The sequence below is a fragment of the Streptomyces sp. NPDC046379 genome, assembly GCF_055587785.1.
Window position 1 is genome coordinate 46,216 of sequence record NZ_JBVJFP010000026.1, and the last position, 18,097, is coordinate 64,312.

Genomic DNA, 18,097 nt, shown 5'->3' on the forward strand with positions numbered 1-18,097 from the left:
CGAGTGGAACACCCGCACACGTGTGACCGATCGTCGTGTTCTTGTCGGGTTTCCCGGAGGCGGGTCTGTGGACAACTTCCGGGCCTGTCGGTGCGGACGCCTATCGTGGACGCAGTGGTCGAGACGCGACGTACGGGGGCACGGCGATGGGCGGGACGGGCGGGATCGGTGCGATGACAGCGGTAGCCGAGAGCGAGGCGGTGGCCACGCTGCGCAAGGTCTTCGGGTACGAGGCCTTCCGCGGCGAGCAGGAAGCGGTCGTCGAGCATGTGGTGGCCGGCGGCGACGCCGTCGTCCTGATGCCGACCGGCGCCGGAAAGTCGCTGTGCTACCAGATCCCGGCCCTGGTCAGACCGGGCACGGGCGTCGTCGTCTCGCCGCTCATCGCGCTGATGCAGGACCAGGTGGACGCGCTGCGGGCGCTCGGCGTGCGCGCCGGGTTCATGAACTCCACGCAGGACTTCGACGAGCGGCGGACGGTGGAGGCCGAGTTCCTCGCCGGGGAGCTGGACGTCGTCTACCTCGCTCCGGAGCGGCTGCGGCTGGAGTCCACGCTGGACCTCCTCTCCCGCGGCAAGATCTCCGTCTTCGCCATCGACGAGGCGCACTGCGTGTCACAGTGGGGCCACGACTTCCGCCCCGACTATCTCGCGCTGTCCCTGCTCGGCGAGCGCTGGCCCGACGTCCCGCGGATCGCGCTCACGGCGACGGCCACCCGTGCGACCCATCAGGAGATCACCCAGCGGCTGAACATGCCGCGCGCCCGGCACTTCGTGGCCAGCTTCGACCGGCCCAACATCCAGTACCGCATCGTCCCCAAGGCCGACCCCAAGAAGCAGCTGCTCTCGTTCCTCCGCGAGGAGCACCCCGGCGACGCGGGCATCGTGTACTGCCTGTCCCGCAACTCCGTGGAGAAGACGGCCGAGTTCCTCAGCAGGAACGGCATCGAGGCGGTCCCGTACCACGCCGGTCTGGACGCGGGCACCCGCGCCGCGCACCAGTCCCGGTTCCTGCGGGAGGAGGGCCTGGTCGTGGTGGCGACCATCGCCTTCGGCATGGGCATCGACAAGCCGGACGTCCGCTTCGTCGCCCACCTCGACCTGCCCAAGTCCGTCGAGGGCTACTACCAGGAGACCGGCCGCGCCGGCCGCGACGGACTGCCGTCCACGGCGTGGATGGCGTACGGGCTGGGCGACGTCATCCAGCAGCGCAAGCTGATCCAGTCCGGCGAGGGCGACGAGGCGTTCCGGCGCCGGGCGCAGGCCCACCTCGACGCGATGCTCGCGCTGTGCGAGACCGCCCAGTGCCGCCGGGCCCGGCTGCTCGCCTACTTCGGCCAGGACCCCGAGCGGGAGGCCTGCGGCAACTGCGACACGTGCCTGACCCCGCCGGAGACCTGGGACGGCACGGTCGCGGCGCAGAAGGTGCTGTCGACGGTGGTGCGGCTCCAGCGGGAGCGGGGGCAGAAGTTCGGCGCGGTGCAGATCGTCGACATCCTGCTCGGCAAGCGGACCGCCAAGGTGATCCAGTTCGACCACGACCAGCTGTCCGTGTTCGGCATCGGGCAGGAGCTGACCGAGGGCGAGTGGCGGGGCGTCATCCGGCAGCTGCTGGCCCAGGGGCTGCTCGCGGTCGAGGGGGAGTACGGGACGCTGGTGCTGACCGAGGCCAGCGGCGCGGTCCTGCGGCGCGAGCGGGAGGTGCCGCTGCGCAAGGAGCCGAAGAAGCCGGTGGCGGCGAAGGCGTCGGGTTCCTCGTCCGGGCGGGGCGAGCGCAAGGCCAAGGCAGCGGTGGCCGAGCTGCCCGAGGAACTGCTCCCCGCCTTCGAGGCCCTGCGTGCCTGGCGTGCGGAGCAGGCCCGGGAGCAGGGCGTCCCGGCGTACGTGATCTTCCATGACGCCACGCTGAGGGAGATCGCCACGGTCTGGCCCACGTCGGTCGCGCAGCTCGGCGGGATCAGCGGGGTCGGCGAGAAGAAGCTGGCGACCTACGGGGAGGGCGTGGTGGCGGTGCTGGCCTCGCTGAGCGGGGGCGGCGGCGGTGCGGAGCCCGGACGGGAGTGGGAGTCGGACCCGGAGCCCGACCTGGAGCCCGCCCCGGAGCCCGAGCCCGAGGACTGGGCGTAGGCGGGCGGAGGCGCGCGCTCTTTCAGCCCAGTGCCGTCAGCCCCGGGGCGAAGGTGATCAGCAGGGGCAGCAGAGGGGCCAGGCCGGCGACCGTGGTGGTGAGGGCGCGGTGCCGCCGGTCCAGCCGGGGCGGCGGGGCCAGCAGGCGGTCCACACGTTCGCCCAGCAGCCGGCGGCTGGAGGCGCAGGACAGCACGCCCCGGTGCTGGTTCAGCTCGATCAGGGCCAACGCGGTGGTCAGGTGGCCGCAGCGGCGGGAGGCCGTGTCGTCGGCGGCGAGTTCGACCAGCCGGCGCGTCTGGTCGCAGAAGTGGGCGAAGAGCGGGACCCGGGGGAAGCCGGTGGCGAGGGCGGTGGACAGATGCAGCAGCCAGTCGTGGCGGGCGCGGGCGTGGCCGCGCTCATGGGTGAGGACCGCGTCCAGCTGGTGGTCGGTGAGGCGGTGCAGCGCCCCGGTGGTGACGACCAGTTGGGAAGGGTGGCCGGGCATCCACCAGGCGTCCGGGTACTCGTCCTCCAGCACGAGCAGCGGGCCGCGGGAGGCCGGCAGGCCGGCGGGCAGGTCGGGGGCGCGTTCCCGCAGGTGCGCGCGGGCCCGGCCGCGGCGGCGGCGGGCCTCGGCCAGCTCGCGGGTGAGCATCGCCGTCGTCCAGGCGGCGCCGCAGGCCAGCAGCAGGGTGAGGGCAGCGGCCCAGGCCGGGGCGGCGGACAGGTCGTAGGCGGCGGTGACGGCGGGCGGCGCGGGCGCGAAGACATGGTCGCGCACGGTCTGGAAGAGGGCCGCCGCGCCCAGGACGAGCGCGGCCAGGCAGCACAGCAGGACGGTGGCGACCAGGCACTGCCACACCCACAGCCCGACCACGGGTTCGCGTTCGGTCCACGCGGCCCGGGTCAGGGCGCGGGGGGCCGGTACGGCGGCCGTCAGGGCGAGGAGGCTCAGCAGGAGCAGGCAGACGGTCATGCCACGGGCTCCGGATCCTGGTCGGGAGTGGGGCGGCTGCGGTGCGGGGCGGTGCGCGCGACGAGGCGGTGCGGCGCCGCGCGCGACGCTCCGGCGTGCACCGTACGCCGCCAGTATGACGGCGACGGGCCGCCGGAGTCAGGGGTGCGGCGCCACCTCGTCCCGGGCGGCGCCGCCCAACCCCGTGGAGCGCCCGCGAGGTTCAGCCGGCCGCGACGACGCGCCCCGTCACCTCCCCGAGGCCCACGCGGGCGCCGTCCGCCCCCGGGGCCCAGGCCGTGAGGGTGACGACGTCGCCGTCCTCCAGGAAGGTCCGCCTGCCGTCGGGGAGTTCGAGCGGGTCCCGCCCGTTCCAGGTCAGCTCCAGCAGCGAGCCGCGCTGACGCTCCTCGGGCCCGCTGACCGTGCCGGAGCCGTAGAGGTCGCCGGTGCGCAGGGAGGCGCCGTTGACGGTCATGTGGGCGAGCTGCTGGGCCGCGGTCCAGTACATGGTGGAGAACGGGGGTTCCGAAACGACGTGGCCGTTCACGGCGACCGAGATCCGCAGGTCGTAGCCGCCGGGCTCCTCGTCGCCGTCGTCCAGGTACGGCAGCAGGGGGTGCGTCCGCCGCGGCGGGGCCACGCGCGCCGCGTCCAGCGCGTCCAGCGGGGTGATCCACGCCGACACGGAGGTGGCGAAGGACTTGCCGAGGAACGGGCCGAGGGGGACGTACTCCCAGGCCTGGATGTCCCGTGCGCTCCAGTCGTTGAGGAGGCACAGGCCGAAGACGTGCTCGCGGAAGGCCGACAGCGGCACCGGCGTGCCCATCGGGGAGGGCGTCCCGACGACGAAGCCGACCTCCGCCTCGATGTCCAGCCGGACGGACGGGCCGAACACGGGCGCCGCGTCGGACGGGGCCTTGCGCTGGCCGGCGGGGCGGACGACGTCGGTGCCGGAGACGACGACCGTGCCGGAGCGGCCGTGGTAACCGATCGGCAGATGCTTCCAGTTGGGGGTGAGCGAGTCGGCGGCGTCGGGGCGGAACATCCGGCCGACGTTGCGGGCGTGGTTCTCGGAGGCGTAGAAGTCGACGTAGTCCGCGACCTCGAAGGGCAGATGCAGGGTCACCGAGGACAGGGGGTGCAGCAGGGGGGCGACGGTCTCGCGGTGGGAGGGCACCGTCACCCAGGCGGTCAGCGCGCGCCGCACGTCCGACCAGGCGGTGCGGCCGGCCGCGAGCAGCGGGTTCAGGGTCGGCCGGGCGAGCAGGTCGGCGTACGGGGAACCGAGCGCCAGAGCCGCCGCGCCCGCGTCGAGGACGTGATCGCCGAGGCGGACGCCGACCCGGCGCTCGGCGGACTCGGGGGAGCCCGTGGCGTCGGTGAGCGAGAAGACGCCGTACGGAAGGTTGTGCGGGCCGAAGGGGTCGCCCTCGGGGAGATCGAAGGGGGGCATGGGGTGCTGCCTCACTTTCGTACGCGCGGACCGGGTAGTCGCCGCACACGTTACGGCCGGGGCGGCCCTCTTGGGCAGCGTCCCCCGCGGGCCCGTTCCGCCGTGTCGTGAAGGCACCCGGAACCAGGGCCGGTTGACGTCGGAGACGGTGAACGGGGTGGTGAACGGACCCGGCCGGATGTCCGTATTCTCTGATCATGGCCGCACCCCTCGCGCGCACCACCGCACCCGCCGCGCACTCCGCCCCCGCGCCGCACACCGCCCCCTCGGCGGACCCCGGCGCGTACTCGCTCATCGCCACCGATCTGGACGGCACGCTGCTGCGCGGCGACGACACGGTCTCCGACCGGACCCTCGCCGCCCTCGGGCGGGCCGTGGGGGCAGGCGCCCGCCACCTCGTGGTGACCGGCCGCCCGGCGCCCCGGGTGCGCCCGCTGCTGGAGCGACTCGGGAACAGGGGGATCGCGGTGTGCGGGCAGGGCGCGCAGGTGTACGACGCCGGGGCGGACCGCCTGCTGTGGTCGGTCACCCTGGACCGGGAACTGGCGGAGACCGCGCTCGGCAAGATCGAGGCCGAGCTGGGGGAGGTGTACGCCGCCGTCGACCAGGACGGCGTGGACGGGCTGACCCTCATCGAGCCGGGTTACCGGATGCCGCACCCCACGCTGCCCGCCGTACGGGTCGGCCGGCGCGCCGACCTGTGGAGCGAGCCGATCAGCAAGGTGCTGCTGCGCCACCCCGGCCTGACGGACGACGAGCTGGCGACGGTGGCCAGGGCGGCGGTCGGCTCGCTCGCGACCGTCACCATGTCCGGGCCGGGAACGGTGGAGATGCAGCCGTGCGGCGTGACCAAGGCGACCGGCCTGGCGATCGCGGCCCAGCACCTCGACGCACGCCCCGCGCAGACCATCGCCTTCGGGGACATGCCCAACGACATCCCCATGTTCGACTGGGCCGCGCACGGCGTCGCCATGGCCAACGCCCACCCCGAGCTGAAGGCGGTCGCCGACGAGGTCACCACGTCGAACGAGGACGACGGCGTGGCCGTCGTCCTCGAACGTCTGTGGGCGGGGACCCCGTGAGGGGACGGGGCGCGGGCCCTGAGAGGGGGGCGGGCTCAGTAGGCGCCGAACACGTTGTCGATCGAGCCGTAGCGGTCGGCCGCGTAGTTGCAGGCGGCGGTGATGTTGGAGACCGGGTTGTACGGGTCGTAGGCGGTGCCGGGCACGTGGTAGGCGGCGAAGGTCGGGTCGATCACTTGGAGCAGGCCCTTGGAGGGCGTGCCCTTGGCGGCGTTGGAGTCCCAGTTGTTGATCGCCCACGGGTTGCCGGACGACTCGCGCATGACATTGCGGTGGATGCCGTTGTAGGTGCCGGGAATGCCGTGCTGGGCCATGATCGCGAGCGACTGGCGGATCCAGCCGTCGAGGTTGTTGGTGTACGCGGCGGTGGCGGCGGTCGTCGCGGCCGGGGCGGCCGCCGGGGCCGCCGAGGCGCCGCTCGCGCCGACGAGCGGCAGGGCGAGCACGGCCGCGCCGGTGCCGGCGACGGCGAGCTTGCGGGCGAGGCGGCGGGCGGTGCGGGCGGTCAGGGCACGGCTGTGCTGACGGCTTGCGGGCATGTCGAAATGTCCTCTCCGTCGCCTGCGAGGTGAGCTGTCGGGTTCGGGCTGGGAGGTGCCCGGCCGCGCGCCGGAACGCGCGGCTTCACCCCGAGCCGGTCCGGCGTCGTGCCGGCCCGGCGACTTACCTGGGTCCCCCGCTCCTGCCGTGCGAGTGGTCGTTGGTGGTGTGCGGGCGGTGGCAGGACTCGGCGTCCGCCCGACAGGCCGGGAACGTATGCGAGGGAACATGTCGGGAACAAGCGGCGGAGTCACACCACGGGCGATTTGATCTCTGTCCGGCGGGTTTGGCGCACTTGATCCTTTGTCGCCAGGGAGGTCAACTGGCCTGCGGTTCAAGGGGTGTCGCGTGTTGCGCAGGTGAATTCCGCGGGTACGGGGACGTGAGTGACCTCACGGTCGCGTGCAAGTCAGGCAAAACGGGCAAATGCGGCTAAGGGGTTATCAAATCGTCGCGGCGGGAGTGGGCTTGCCGGAGTGGGCGGGGGCGGGTGTCGCGGCGATTCAGGGAGAGTGCAAAACCGGACGAAACGGTGCGAAATAATCCCCGCTGGGTGGTCAGAAACCCGCCAGTCATGATCCGATACCGGCCGAGCCGTAACGCCGGGCGCTGGCGGTGATCGAAACGTGACCGGATACGCTGACTTGAGTGAAGGCAGCGACGTATCGACAAACCGTGTAATCCCCAGTAGACACCAGCAGACAGGAGACCCCTCGTGACCGTCGTCGGGCCGTTCGGGCTGAGCGTGCGGGACCAGGCTCTGGAAGCCGATGTCCACGCCGGATTGACGGCTGTCGAGGAGGGACTGCTCGAGGCCACCAAGAGCGAGGTCCCCTTCATCACCGATGCCGCGCAGCACCTGGTGCGGGCCGGCGGGAAGCGGTTCCGTCCGCTGCTGGTGATGCTCGCCGCGCAGTTCGGCGACCCCTACGCGCCCGGCGTGGTGCCCTCCGCAGTGGTCGTGGAGCTGACGCACCTCGCGACGCTGTACCACGACGACGTGATGGACGAGGCGGACGTGCGGCGCGGGGTGCCCAGCGCGAACACCCGTTTCGGCAACTCGGTCGCGGTGCTCACCGGCGACTTCCTCTTCGCGCGCGCGTCGCACATCCTGGCCGACCTCGGACCGGAGGCGGTGCGAGTCCAGGCGGAGGCGTTCGAGCGGCTGGTCACGGGGCAGATCCTGGAGACGGCCGGACCGTCGGACGGCCGCGACCCGGTCGAGCACTACCTGGACGTGCTGTCCGGCAAGACGGGCTCCCTGGTCGCCGTCGCCTGCCGCTTCGGCGCGATGATGTCCGGCGCCGACGAGTCGGTCGTGGACGTCCTCACCCAGTACGGCGAGCGCCTCGGCGTCGCCTTCCAGCTCGCCGACGACGTGCTGGACATCGCCTCCGACTCCCACGAGTCCGGCAAGACGCCCGGCACCGACCTGCGCGAGGGCATCGCCACGCTGCCGGTGCTCCGGCTGCGCGAGCGGGCGGCCCGGCTCGGGCTCCCCGAGGACCTCGCCCTGTGCGAACTGCTCGACTCCGACCTCACCGACGACGACCGGCACGCCGAGGCGCTCGCCGCCTTCCGCCGCCACCCCGCGCTGGAACACGCCCGGCGCGACACCATCCGCTACGTCGAGGCCGCACGCGCGGCGCTCGCCCCGCTGCGGGAGTGCGACGCCAAGGCGGCGCTGGAGGAGATGTGCGACGCGGTGGTCCACCGCGCCGGTTAGCCGCCCGTCGCGGCGCGGCCCCACGGGTCCGGTCGGCCGGCTGTCGTATCGCAGCTTCAGGGGTCCGGTCGGTCGGCCGTCGCGGCGCGGCCCCACGGGTCTGTTGACTGCCCGTCGCACCCCACCCCTACGGGGCGGGGGAGAAACCGCCCTGTCCCGTCATACCGCAGGAGTACACGGAGTTGGCTCTGCGGTCTGACGATTTTCCTTGCCGTATTTGGTCAGATGGATGCACTGAAGGACACCACTCCTCACCGATTCGGGTGAGAATGGCGGCTCGGGGTGGACAAGTGCGAGCACCTGTACGACGGGCGGCCGCCGCCGACGACGGAGGTAAGGCACACATGGCACCGTACGCATCCGACGACAGCACCACCGCCGCGGAGGACGACGACCTGCGCGCGGCGCGACGACGCAGGGCCGCGCGGTACGGCGTGCCCGCCGCGGTGATCGGCATCGCCGCGGGAACCATCGGACTGGTTCCGGCGATAGCCGACTCCGGCAGCCCGGACCTGCCGAAGATCACCGCCGAGGAACTGATCGAGAAGATCGCCGCGTCGGACGTCCAGCAGCTGTCCGGCACCGTGAGGATCAGCACCGACCTCGGCCTGCCCGACCTGGGCGGCCTGGAGAGCAGCATGCTCTCCGGCGCGGCCGGCGCCGACGGCGAGGGCTCCTCGGCGGACCCGGCGGCCAGGCTCACCGAGCTGGCGTCCGGCTCCCACACCCTGCGCGTCGCCGCCGACGGCCCGGACCGGCACAAGGTGTCCCTGCTGGAGGACGCCGCCGAGTACAGCCTGATCCACAACGGCAAGGACGTCTGGGGCTACGACAGCGCGTCCAACGAGGTCTACCACGCCACCGCCGACGAGCACGGCGGCAAGCACGAGAAGCAGGCGCCCGCCACGCCCCAGGACCTCGCCGAGGAGGCCCTGAAGGCGGTCGACGACACCACGTCCGTGACCGTCGACGGCACCGCCCAGGTCGCGGGCCGGGACGCCTACAAGCTGCTCATCGAGCCCAAGCAGACCGGCTCCACCGTGGGGGCCATCAGCATCGCCGTCGACGCGGAGACCGGCCTCCCGCTGAAGTTCACGCTCACCCCCGCGAGTGGCGGCGCCGCTGTGGTGGACGCCGGCTTCACGCAGGTCAGCTTCGCCGAGCCGGCCGCGTCCACCTTCGACTTCACCCCGCCCAAGGGTGCGAAGGTGACCGAGGACGACAGCGTGGAGGCCCCGGCCCACGCGGGCAAGTCCGAGGAGGACCTGGCCAAGGGCTTCCAGGGCGCCGAGGTCGTCGGCGAGGGCTGGAACGCCGTCGCGGTTCTCGACACCGGTGCCGAGGGCGGGGTTCCCACCGAGGCCGCGGGCGGCGAACTGGGCGGCTTCCTCGGCTCCTTCGGCGACCGGGTGAGCGGCGACTTCGGCTCGGGCACCGTCTTCAAGACCCGGCTGATCAACGCCCTGATCACCGAGGACGGCACCGTCTACGTCGGCGCGGTCACCAAGGACGCGCTGGTGAAGGCGGCCGACGCGGGGCAGTAGGACCGTACGCGCGTACGGGGGGTCGTACGCGCGCACGGCGTGTCGTACGACGAAACGAGGGAGCCGATGGACGAACCGTCCGCCGCGGGGCCGCACCCGTCCGCCACCGGGGCGGACGGGCCCGCCATGGGGGCGGACGGGTCCGCCGCGGTGAGGGGCCGGTCCGTCACGGGTCCGGGCCGCTCCGCCGCAGGGCCCGGCTCGTCGCTCACGGAGCAAAGTCCGGGCTCGTCCGCCGCGGGGGCGGATGCTTCCGTCACCCCTGCGGGCCCGGACGCCGCGGGGGCGGATTCGTCCGTCACGGAGCCGGGTCCGGAGGGGGCCGTGATCCACACCCGGGCGCTCACCAAGCGCTTCCGCGGCGGACAGCTCGCCGTCGACGGTCTCGACCTGACCGTCCCGGCGGGCAGCGTCTTCGGCTTCCTCGGTCCCAACGGCTCCGGCAAGACCACGACCATCCGTATGCTGATGGGCCTGATCGAACCCACGTCGGGCACGGCGCACGTGCTGGGGCGGCCCATGCCCCGCGCCACGCGCGCCGTGCTGCCGCACGTCGGCGCGCTCATCGAGGGGCCGGCCCTCTACGGCTTCCTGTCCGGCCGCGACAACCTGCTGCGCTACGACGCCGCCGACCCCACCGCCGACCCCCGCACCCGGCGCGCCCGCGTCGCCGCCGCGCTGGAACGGGTGGGGCTCGCGGCGGCCGGCGGCAAGAAGGCGAAGGCCTACTCGCTGGGAATGAAACAGCGCCTCGGCCTCGCCGCCGCGCTGCTGCGCCCGCGCCGGCTGCTCGTGCTGGACGAGCCGACCAACGGGCTCGACCCGCAGGGCATGCGCGAGATCCGCGCCCTGATCAGAGAACTCGCCACCGAGGGCACCACCGTCTTCCTCTCCTCCCACCTGCTCGACGAGATCGAGCAGGTGTGCACCCACGCCGCCGTGATGGCACGCGGCCGGCTCGTCACCCAGGGCGCGGTCGCGGACCTCGCGGCCGGCATCCGGGGGCGGCTCGTGGTGACCACGCCGGACACCGGGGAGGCGGCCCGGGTGCTGAAGGAACGCGGGATCGGCGACGTCGTCGTCATCGAGGAGCGGGTGACCGGGGAGCCGCCGGAGGGCGAACTCGCCGAGCTGAACGCCGCGTTGGTGGCGGCGGGGGTGCGGGTGCGCGGGTTCGGAGTGGAACGGGCCTCGCTGGAGGACGCGTTCGTGGCGCTGACCGGGGAGGGCTTCGATGTCGCAGGCTGAACTCGCGCGTCCCGGACGGACACCGGGCCCGCTGTGGACGTTCGGGCTGCTGCGCGGTGAACTCGCCCTCACCTTCCGGCGCTGGCGCACGCTCGCGCTGCTCGGGGTGCTGGCCGCCGTGCCGGTGCTCGTCGGCATCGCCGTGAAGATCGAGACCAGTGACGGCTCCGGTCTCGGCGGGGGAGGCGGACCGGAGGGCGGCGAAGGACCCGCGTTCATCGCGCAGATCACCAACAACGGCCTGTTCCTGGTGTTCACCGCCCTCGCCGCGACGCTCCCGTTCTTCCTCCCGATGGCCGTCGGCGTCGTCGCGGGCGACGCGATCGCCGGTGAGGCGAGCGCCGGAACCCTGCGCTATCTGCTGGTCGCCCCCGCCGGCCGGACCCGGCTGCTGCTGGCCAAGTTCGCCACCACGATCGCCTTCTGCCTCGCCGCCACCCTCGTCGTCGCCGTCTCGGCGCTGGCGGTCGGCGCGCTGCTGTTCCCGCTCGGCGAGCTGACGACCCTCTCGGGCACGCGGATCGGCTTCAGCGAAGGCCTGGTCAGAGCCCTGCTCATCGCCCTCGTCGTCGCCGCCTCACTGGTCGGCGTCGCGGCGCTCGGCCTGTTCGTCTCGACGCTGACCGGCAGCGGCATCGCGGCGATGGCGACGACCGTCGGCCTGCTCATCACCGTGCAGATCCTCGACCAGATCCCCCAACTGCACGCCCTCCACCCGTACTTCTTCTCCCACTACTGGCTGTCCTTCGCCGACCTGATGCGCGAGCCCGTCTACTGGGACGACCTGGTGAAGAACCTCGGCCTCCAGGCGCTGTACGCGGCCGTCTTCGGCTCGGCGGCGTGGGCGCGGTTCACGGCGAAGGACATCACCACCTGAGCCCTGGGACGAGGCTGTGACGCGCCGGTGACGCATCCACGGGCCACGAGCGGCGACACTCGAGGCACAGACACGAGTAAGGGACCGGAGCCGGCGAACCAGGCTCCGGGCGCGAACGTGAAGGAGGCGCAGGTGGCCCCGGTGGCACCCATCGACGTCCGTGTCCCCGGCGCCGGGCCGGACTCCGGCAGCGCCTCGATCGGCGGCGTGCGCATCGTCGCCGCGCCGGGGGAGGAGCTTCAGCGCACCGTCCTGAAGCACCTCCACCGCATCGCCCTGACCATGGGCGGCCCCGTCCTCGCCACGGTGCACGACGAGCGCATCGGCTACGTCGTCCCGCTCGAGGTCCACCCGGACGGCTCCAGCCGCTACACCGCCGAGCCGGTGCCCACGCCCACGTCCCGGCGGCAGCCGGCCGCCCCGGCGTCCACGCCCCCACGGCAGCCGGGCGCCCCCGTGCCCACCGGCGTCTTCGGACCGCCGCCGGTCATGGACGACGCCCCGCCCGTCCAGGCCGTTCCCGCCACCGCAGCCGTGCCGGCAGCCGCCGACCTCGACCCCGGCCCGGAGCCGGTCCCGCCCCCGACCTTCGACGCCGTCGCCGAGGCACTCCTCGGCGACGCCCCCGAAACGCCCCGCACCGCCCCGATCGGCGACGCCGTGCGGGCGGGCCGCCCCGAGGAGGCCGCGGTCCTGGCCGAACGGGCCCTGTCCGAGGCGTCGGCGACTTACGCCCCGGACCACCCGGAGCACCTCGCCGTCGTGGAACTCGCCGCCTACGTCGCCTATCTGGCCGCCGACCCGCTGCGCGCCTTCCGCCTCAGCGTCGACGCCGCCCGCGCCCGCCACCGCACCGGCGACGAGGACAGCGCCTACGGCAACGTCCAGAGCGCGGCGACGGCCTGGCGTGCGGTGCGCGACCCGGCACTCGGCCTGGAACTGGGCCACGAACTGATCGCCCTGTGGACCGCGCTCGCCGCCGGAAACGGCCCGGCCGCCGCGGACGCCGAGGAACTGGACGCCGCCCGCACCCGCATGGGCCGCCTCACGCGACGGGCCGCGGCGGTCCGAGGCGCGGGAGGAGGCGGTCCGAGGCCCGTCGCGTGAGGCGGTTCGGGGCCCGGGAAGACGGCGGTCCGAGGCCCGTCGCGTGAGGCGCGGTCTGGGGCATGGGGCGAGGCGGCTGTCCGAGCATCTGCGGACTGCGCGCCTCCGCTGCCGTCGATCCGTCGATGCGCGGTCGTCACTGCACGCAGAATTCGTTCCCTTCCGGGTCCGACATGACCACCCACGCCCCGCCGGCCTCCCTCACCTCCCGCAGCACACGGGCACCGAGGCCGCGCAGCCGCTCCACCTCGGCGTCGCGCCGGCCCGGCTCCGGATGCAGGTCCAGATGCAGGCGGTTCTTGCCCGACTTCGGCTCCGGAACGCGCTGGAACAGCAGCCGCCGCCCCAGTCCGGTCCCGCTCTCCTCCTCGCAGGGGTCGTCGGGGTGGCGTACGGCGATCAGGTCCCGGAAGGCCGGGCGGCCGTGGAAGTCGACGGTGGCCCCGGCGGGGAGCACACCGGCCTGCGTGAGCCGCTCGATCAGCGCGCTGTTGTCCTCGACCAGGTAGCCGAGCGCGGCGGCCCAGAAGTCGGCCTGCGCGTGCGGGTCGTGGGCGTCGATCACCAGCTTCCAGTGGAGCGGGGCGGGCGCCGGGGAGGCGGGCGGGCGTTCCGTCCGCTCCCCGGTCACGGTCTCCGTGGGCTCCTCGGTCACGCGGGAATCGTCAGTCATGCGGGACATCCTCGGGCATCGGGACGCCTCACTCGGCCGCGCTGCGCGCCTCCCGCGCGTCGTACTCCGCCCGTGCCCTGGCGATCTCCTGCTGGTGCTCCTCGGTCCATGTCACCAGCGAGCGGATGGTCGTGTGGAGGGTGGCGCCGAGCGGGGTGAGCTCGTAGTCGACGCGGGGCGGCACCACCGGGTGCACCGTGCGCCGGACCAGGCCGTCGCGCTCCAGCTGGCGCAGGGTGACGGTCAGCATGCGCTGGCTGACCCCGTCGATCTCGCGGCGCAGCTCCGTGAAGCGCAGTCGGCGGTTCTCCAGCAGGGCGATGACCAGCAGCGACCACTTGTCGGCGACCCGGTCCAGGATCTGCCGTACCTCGCAGCCCTCGCGGGTGTCCCACTGGAAGGGGTCGTCGTCGCCGTGGTCCACGGTGCTCGCGCAGTTACTCGGTGACTTAGAAGTGCCTACTTCCATGTCTGTCGATACTGCCGGAGGCTGGGTCCGGTTACAAGAGGGAAGCGGCCCTCACTCGGGTAACCCCTGACGTCCGCAATCCCTGACGCCCGTCATTGCTGACGCCCGTAATTCCTGACTTCCGTCTTTTCCCGTGCCTACGTGAGGAGTACCGATGGGCACCCGTGCCTGGGCCCTGTTGCTCGTGCTGTGCGGAACGATCTTCCTGGAGGGCATCGACGTCGCGATGATGGCCATCGCGATCCCGTCGATCAGATCCGATCTGGGCCTGTCGACCGGGACCGCGGCCTGGGTGATGAGCGCCTATGTGCTCGGCTACGCCGGCTTCACGCTGCTCGGCGGCCGGGCCGCCGACCTGCTCGGCCGGCGCCGGATGTTCCTCGGCTGGCTCACCGTCTTCCTGCTCTTCTCCGGCCTCGGCGGTTTCGCCACCGAGGGCTGGATGCTGGTCGTCGCCCGTTTCGTCACCGGCGTCGCCGCCGCGTTCATGACGCCGGCCGCGCTGTCGCTGATCACGACCTCGTACGAGGAGGGCGAGCAGCGCAACAAGGCCCTGCTGGTCTTCGCGGGCACCGGGGCCGGCGGCTTCTCGCTCGGCCTCGTCATCGGCGGACTGCTCACCCAGCTCGGCTGGCGGTGGGTGTTCTTCGCGCCGGTACTGCTGGCGGCGGCGCTGCTGGTGGCGGCGGTGCGGGTGGTGCCGGGCGGCGGGGCGGAGGGGGCCGGGGCGGTCGGCCTGCTGCGGGGAGCCGAAGGGACCGGCCGGGGCGGGTTCGACCTGCTCGGCGCGGTGACCGTCGCCGGCGCCATGCTGCTGGCCGCCTACACCGTCGTACGGCTCGAACACGGTCTGCACGACTGGCCGTGGACCGTCGCGTCCGGGGCCGGGGCGCTGGCGCTCGGCGCGGTCTTCGTCGCCGTCGAGCGGCGGGCCGCGGCCCCGCTGGTGCGGTTCGGCATCCTGCGGCACCGCGCCATGGTCCGCGCAGACCTGGGGGCGCTGCTGTTCCTGGGCGCCTTCTTCGGCTTCCAGTTCGTGGTGACGCTGTACCTCCAGGAACTGCGCGGCTGGTCGTCGCTGCAGACGGCGCTCGCCCTGCTCGTCATGGGCTGCGACGCCGTCCTCGCCCCGACCCTCACCCCGCGACTGGTCACCCGCTACGGCAACGCCCGCGTCATCCTCGGCGGCTTCGTCCTGGCGGCCGTCGCCTACGCGCTGTTCCTGCCCGTGGGCATGGACTGGTCCTACGCCGCCATGTTCCCGACGCTGATCATCTCGGGCCTCGCCTTCGCACTGGCGTACGGCCCGCTGACCATCGCGGCGACCGACGGCGTCGCGGAGGAGGAGCAGGGGCTGGCCGGCGGGCTGCTCAACACGGCGACGCAGTTCGGCTCGGCCCTCGGCATCTCCGCCGTGACCGCCGTCTACGGCTTGGCGTCGACCGGGGCCGACACTCCGGAGGACACGCTCTCCGCCTTCCGTACGGCGCTGGCCGTGCCGGTGGTGATGGTGGTGGCCGGCGCGTTCCTCTCCGCCCTCAGCGTGCGGGCCGTGCGGCGCGCGGTGCGCAGCGCGTCCCAGGTGAGCATCGACAGCGCCAGCCAGACCAGCGCGAACCCGGCCCAGCGCTCGGGCGGCATGGCCTCGTCGAAGTAGAAGACGCCGAGCAGGAACTGGAACACCGGGGCCAGGTACTGCAGCAGGCCCAGCGTGGACAGGGGCACGCGGATCGCCGCCGCGCCGAAGCAGACCAGCGGAAGCGCGGTGACCACGCCGCACGCGGCGAGCAGCAGCGCGTGCCCCGGTCCCTCGGCGGCGAAGGTGGAGCGGCCCTCGGCCGACAGCCACAGCAGATAGGCGAGCGCGGGCAGGAACTGGATCGCCGTCTCGGCGGCCAGCGACTCCAGACCGCCGAGGTTGAGCTTCTTCTTCACCAGGCCGTAGGTGGCGAAGGAGAAGGCGAGGACCAGGGAGATCCACGGGGGCCGGCCGTAGCCCACGGTGAGGACGAGCACCGCCGCCACGCACACCCCGACCGCGACCCACTGCACGGTCCGCAGCCGCTCCTTCAGCAGCAGCACGCCCATCGCGATGGTGACCAGCGGGTTGATGAAGTACCCGAGCGAGGCCTCGACGACGTGGCCGGCGTTCACGGCCCAGATGTACAGGCCCCAGTTCACGGTGATCACCGCCGCGGCCACCGTGATCAGCCCCAGCCTCCGCGGCTCGCGCACCAGCTCCCGGGCCCACGCCCAGCGCCGTACGACCAGCAGCGCGGCGCCGACGACCACCAGGGACCACACCATCCGGTGGGCGAGGATCTCCATCGCGCCGGCGGGCTTCAGCAGCGGCCAGAAGAGCGGGACGAGGCCCCACATCCCGTAGGCCGCGAAGCCGTTCAGCAGTCCTATGTGCCGTTCGCCCCTGGACTCGCCGGCCACGGCCCCTCCTTCTCGCACACCCACGCTCACGCACCCGTTCGGAAGAACGACGGTAACGCCGTACGGCCCCGCCTGTCATGCTCGTATCGCCATACGGTCATGACAGGCCGGGTCGCCTTTTGTATCCGCGTTGTATGCGCGCCTCCTTCAATCGCCGCGTCACCTCGGCGACCACGGGAGGAACCATGCGGAGACGTAAGAGACACGGCCGTCGGCTGCTCGCGGCGCTGTCCGGCCTCGCCGCGCTGGTCGCGGCGGCCCCGGCGGCCGGCGCGACGACGGGCGCGGCCTCGGAGCAGGCGGTGGCGGCCGACACCCGGCCCGCGTTCCGGATGCCGTTCGTCTGCGGCCAGAGCTGGCGCGGCAGCAACTGGCAGGGCCACAGCCCCGCCCACTCCATCGACTGGAACCACTACGACGCGAACGGCAACCCGGACGACCTCGGCCGCCGCGTCCTCGCCAGCGCCGGCGGCACCGTCCTGTCCTCGTACTACGCGACCGACACCGGCTACGGGCACACGGTCGTCATCGGTCACGGCGACGGCTGGCGCACCCGCTACGCCCACCTGAACACCCGTGACGTCCAGGTCGGCGACACCGTCACGCGCGGCCAGCGGATCGGCACGGTCGGCGCGTCGTCCGCGCTGTACGACATCTCCCCGCACCTGCACTACGAGCAGATCCACAACGGCAGCGTCGTCGTCGCGGTGGTGCAGGGCGTGACCTGGTACGACTACCTCGTGCGCTACCAGACCAGCACCAACGGCTGCTGAGCCTCCGGGCCCGCCGGGTCTGCCGGGCCCGCCGTGTGCTCGTGAGCCGCGCCCGGTGTGCCGGGCGCGGCTCGGTGCGGCAACCGCTGTTCCGGGTGGGGCTCGGTGCGGCAACCCGTGCGTGTTCCGTGCGGGGCTCAGCGCAGCGACCGCAGCTTCGCGTCCACCAGCTCCGCCTCGGCGCGCACGTCAAGCCGCCGCCAGGCCGACAGCGACCGGTGGAAGTAGCGCCGCGCGGTCTGCTCGCGTCCCGTGGCGTGATGCAGCTCGCCCAGCAGACACGCCACCCGCGCCTGCGCCCGCCGGTCGCCGAGCCGCTGCTGCACGGCCAGTGCCCCGACCAGCAGCGCCGAGGCCCGCCCCGCGTCGCCCTGCCGCAGACACAGCTCCCCGATGCTCTGTCGCACATACGCCGCGCAGTGCGTGTCGGTCAGCTCGTCGAAGATGGCCAGCGCCCGCTCCAGCTCCTCCCGGGCCGACCGCGGCTCCCCGCGCAGTTCGTGCAGTACGGCGACACGGCGGCGTACCTGCGCCTCGCGGTGCCGGTCGCCGACGTCGCGCGAGAGGGCGAGGGCGTTCGCCAGCCAGGGCGCGGCGGCGTCCGGGTCGCCGCGCTCCAGCCAGACGGAGGCGATCGCGTTGTGCGCGACGGCCTCGCCGTGCCGGTCGCCCGCGTCCCGGAAGGCGGCCAGCGCCTCGGCGAACGACGCCAGCGCGGCTTCCGGATGGCCGGTCACCCGCTGCACGGAGCCGGCGCCGAGGACCGCGAAGGCCTCGCCCGCGCGGTGCCCGAGGGCGGCGAAGACCTCCCGCGAGCGGTCGAAGGCGGCGCGCGCCTCGCCGTAGCGGTCCTGGTAGAGGTGGAGTTGGCCGAGGTTGCGCAGGAGAGCCGCGGAGGCGGCGTCGACGGGGGTGGGGGTGAGGATGGGGGCGGGGAGGGCTGCTCGGTCCGGGTTGCCGCGCGCGGCCTCCGACGCACCGGGAACGGCGGTCGGAACACCGGGAACGGCGGTCGGAACACCGGGAACGGCGGTCGGAACACCGGGAACGGCGGTCGGAACACCGGGAACGGCGGTCGGAACACCGGGAACGGC

15 protein-coding genes, 1 pseudogene and 1 riboswitch are annotated in these 18,097 nt (G+C 73.2%); of the genes and pseudogenes, 9 read left to right on the forward strand and 7 right to left on the reverse strand.

All coding sequences use genetic code 11. From position 1 onward, the window contains the following. The first annotated feature begins 146 nt into the window (after window positions 1-146). Window positions 147-2,126 carry a DNA helicase RecQ gene (gene recQ, locus ACZ6KF_RS31365; RefSeq protein WP_356632324.1) on the forward strand — a complete coding sequence of 660 codons (1,980 nt, stop codon included), beginning with the start codon at window positions 147-149 and terminating at the stop codon, window positions 2,124-2,126. 22 nt (window positions 2,127-2,148) lie between these two features. On the opposite strand, the gene ACZ6KF_RS31370 is transcribed toward recQ, so the two are convergent. Continuing rightward, on the reverse strand, window positions 2,149-3,087 hold the full coding sequence (locus ACZ6KF_RS31370) for a M56 family metallopeptidase (protein ID WP_356632322.1): 939 nt from the start codon (window positions 3,085-3,087) through the stop codon (window positions 2,149-2,151). A gap of 202 nt (window positions 3,088-3,289) precedes the next feature. Then, window positions 3,290-4,522 carry a fumarylacetoacetase gene (gene fahA / locus ACZ6KF_RS31375; protein ID WP_356632320.1) on the reverse strand — a complete coding sequence of 411 codons (1,233 nt, stop codon included), beginning with the start codon at window positions 4,520-4,522 and terminating at the stop codon, window positions 3,290-3,292. Window positions 4,523-4,719: 197 nt separating this feature from the next. On the opposite strand from fahA, the gene ACZ6KF_RS31380 reads away from it, so the two are divergent. Next, entirely contained in the window at window positions 4,720-5,604 is an 885-nt protein-coding gene (locus ACZ6KF_RS31380) for an HAD family hydrolase (protein WP_356632318.1), read from the forward strand. 35 nt (window positions 5,605-5,639) lie between these two features. Here ACZ6KF_RS31380 and ACZ6KF_RS31385 read toward each other — a convergent pair whose 3' ends face one another. Continuing rightward, entirely contained in the window at window positions 5,640-6,143 is a 504-nt protein-coding gene (locus ACZ6KF_RS31385; RefSeq protein ID WP_469160098.1) for a transglycosylase SLT domain-containing protein, read from the reverse strand. A gap of 4 nt (window positions 6,144-6,147) precedes the next feature. Beyond that, window positions 6,148-6,314, reverse strand: a riboswitch (cyclic di-AMP (ydaO/yuaA leader). Between the two features lie 545 nt (window positions 6,315-6,859). Here ACZ6KF_RS31385 and ACZ6KF_RS31390 point away from each other — a divergent pair. From ACZ6KF_RS31390 to ACZ6KF_RS31410, 5 genes are all read left to right on the forward strand, one after another. Then, complete coding sequence (locus tag ACZ6KF_RS31390; RefSeq protein WP_356632314.1) at window positions 6,860-7,870, forward strand: polyprenyl synthetase family protein; 1,011 nt, start codon at window positions 6,860-6,862, stop codon at window positions 7,868-7,870. A 344-nt stretch (window positions 7,871-8,214) separates the two neighbouring features. Further along, on the forward strand, window positions 8,215-9,414 hold the full coding sequence (locus ACZ6KF_RS31395) for a LolA family protein (protein WP_469241446.1): 1,200 nt from the start codon (window positions 8,215-8,217) through the stop codon (window positions 9,412-9,414). A 66-nt stretch (window positions 9,415-9,480) separates the two neighbouring features. Continuing rightward, window positions 9,481-10,662, forward strand: a complete 1,182-nt coding sequence (locus ACZ6KF_RS31400) for an ABC transporter ATP-binding protein (protein ID WP_469241448.1) — start codon at window positions 9,481-9,483, stop codon at window positions 10,660-10,662. After that, window positions 10,649-11,539 carry an ABC transporter permease gene (locus ACZ6KF_RS31405; RefSeq protein WP_356632310.1) on the forward strand — a complete coding sequence of 297 codons (891 nt, stop codon included), beginning with the start codon at window positions 10,649-10,651 and terminating at the stop codon, window positions 11,537-11,539. The genes ACZ6KF_RS31400 and ACZ6KF_RS31405 overlap by 14 nt, the downstream gene beginning before the upstream one ends. A 141-nt stretch (window positions 11,540-11,680) precedes the next feature. Next, window positions 11,681-12,646, forward strand: a complete 966-nt coding sequence (locus ACZ6KF_RS31410; protein ID WP_469241449.1) for a hypothetical protein — start codon at window positions 11,681-11,683, stop codon at window positions 12,644-12,646. Window positions 12,647-12,782: 136 nt separating this feature from the next. On the opposite strand, the gene ACZ6KF_RS31415 is transcribed toward ACZ6KF_RS31410, so the two are convergent. Continuing rightward, a complete protein-coding gene (locus ACZ6KF_RS31415) occupies window positions 12,783-13,319 on the reverse strand; it encodes a VOC family protein (protein WP_356632306.1) in 537 nt (178 codons plus the stop codon). Between the two features lie 28 nt (window positions 13,320-13,347). Then, the gene (locus ACZ6KF_RS31420; RefSeq protein WP_356632304.1) at window positions 13,348-13,788 is read right to left on the reverse strand and encodes a winged helix-turn-helix transcriptional regulator; all 441 of its coding nucleotides are present in this window, start codon (window positions 13,786-13,788) and stop codon (window positions 13,348-13,350) included. A 154-nt stretch (window positions 13,789-13,942) separates the two neighbouring features. On the opposite strand from ACZ6KF_RS31420, the gene ACZ6KF_RS31425 reads away from it, so the two are divergent. After that, a complete protein-coding gene (locus tag ACZ6KF_RS31425; RefSeq protein ID WP_469178399.1) occupies window positions 13,943-15,445 on the forward strand; it encodes an MFS transporter in 1,503 nt (500 codons plus the stop codon). Here ACZ6KF_RS31425 and rarD read toward each other — a convergent pair. Then, window positions 15,430-16,167, reverse strand: a pseudogene (gene rarD, locus ACZ6KF_RS31430) (EamA family transporter RarD); the annotation flags it as partial. The gene ACZ6KF_RS31425 and the pseudogene rarD sit on opposite strands and share 16 nt — an antisense overlap. Before the next feature lie 248 nt (window positions 16,168-16,415). Here rarD and ACZ6KF_RS31435 point away from each other — a divergent pair. Continuing rightward, window positions 16,416-17,003, forward strand: a complete 588-nt coding sequence (locus tag ACZ6KF_RS31435) for a M23 family metallopeptidase (protein WP_356632300.1) — start codon at window positions 16,416-16,418, stop codon at window positions 17,001-17,003. 137 nt (window positions 17,004-17,140) lie between these two features. Here ACZ6KF_RS31435 and ACZ6KF_RS31440 read toward each other — a convergent pair. Next, a partial coding sequence (locus tag ACZ6KF_RS31440; protein WP_469241451.1) for a tetratricopeptide repeat protein occupies window positions 17,141-18,097 on the reverse strand: 957 nt, incomplete at its 5' end.

Coding starts and splice junctions, on each gene's coding strand:
- ACZ6KF_RS31370 (WP_356632322.1), bottom strand. CDS start 3,087: ATGACCGTCTGCCTGCTCCTGCTGAGCCTCCTCGCCCTGACGGCCGCC.
- ACZ6KF_RS31425 (WP_469178399.1), top strand. CDS start 13,943: ATGGGCACCCGTGCCTGGGCCCTGTTGCTCGTGCTGTGCGGAACGATC.
- fahA (WP_356632320.1), bottom strand. CDS start 4,522: ATGCCCCCCTTCGATCTCCCCGAGGGCGACCCCTTCGGCCCGCACAAC.
- ACZ6KF_RS31380 (WP_356632318.1), top strand. CDS start 4,720: ATGGCCGCACCCCTCGCGCGCACCACCGCACCCGCCGCGCACTCCGCC.
- ACZ6KF_RS31415 (WP_356632306.1), bottom strand. CDS start 13,319: ATGACTGACGATTCCCGCGTGACCGAGGAGCCCACGGAGACCGTGACC.
- ACZ6KF_RS31385 (WP_469160098.1), bottom strand. CDS start 6,143: ATGCCCGCAAGCCGTCAGCACAGCCGTGCCCTGACCGCCCGCACCGCC.
- ACZ6KF_RS31420 (WP_356632304.1), bottom strand. CDS start 13,788: ATGGAAGTAGGCACTTCTAAGTCACCGAGTAACTGCGCGAGCACCGTG.
- ACZ6KF_RS31400 (WP_469241448.1), top strand. CDS start 9,481: ATGGACGAACCGTCCGCCGCGGGGCCGCACCCGTCCGCCACCGGGGCG.
- ACZ6KF_RS31435 (WP_356632300.1), top strand. CDS start 16,416: ATGCGGAGACGTAAGAGACACGGCCGTCGGCTGCTCGCGGCGCTGTCC.
- recQ (WP_356632324.1), top strand. CDS start 147: ATGGGCGGGACGGGCGGGATCGGTGCGATGACAGCGGTAGCCGAGAGC.
- ACZ6KF_RS31405 (WP_356632310.1), top strand. CDS start 10,649: ATGTCGCAGGCTGAACTCGCGCGTCCCGGACGGACACCGGGCCCGCTG.
- ACZ6KF_RS31395 (WP_469241446.1), top strand. CDS start 8,215: ATGGCACCGTACGCATCCGACGACAGCACCACCGCCGCGGAGGACGAC.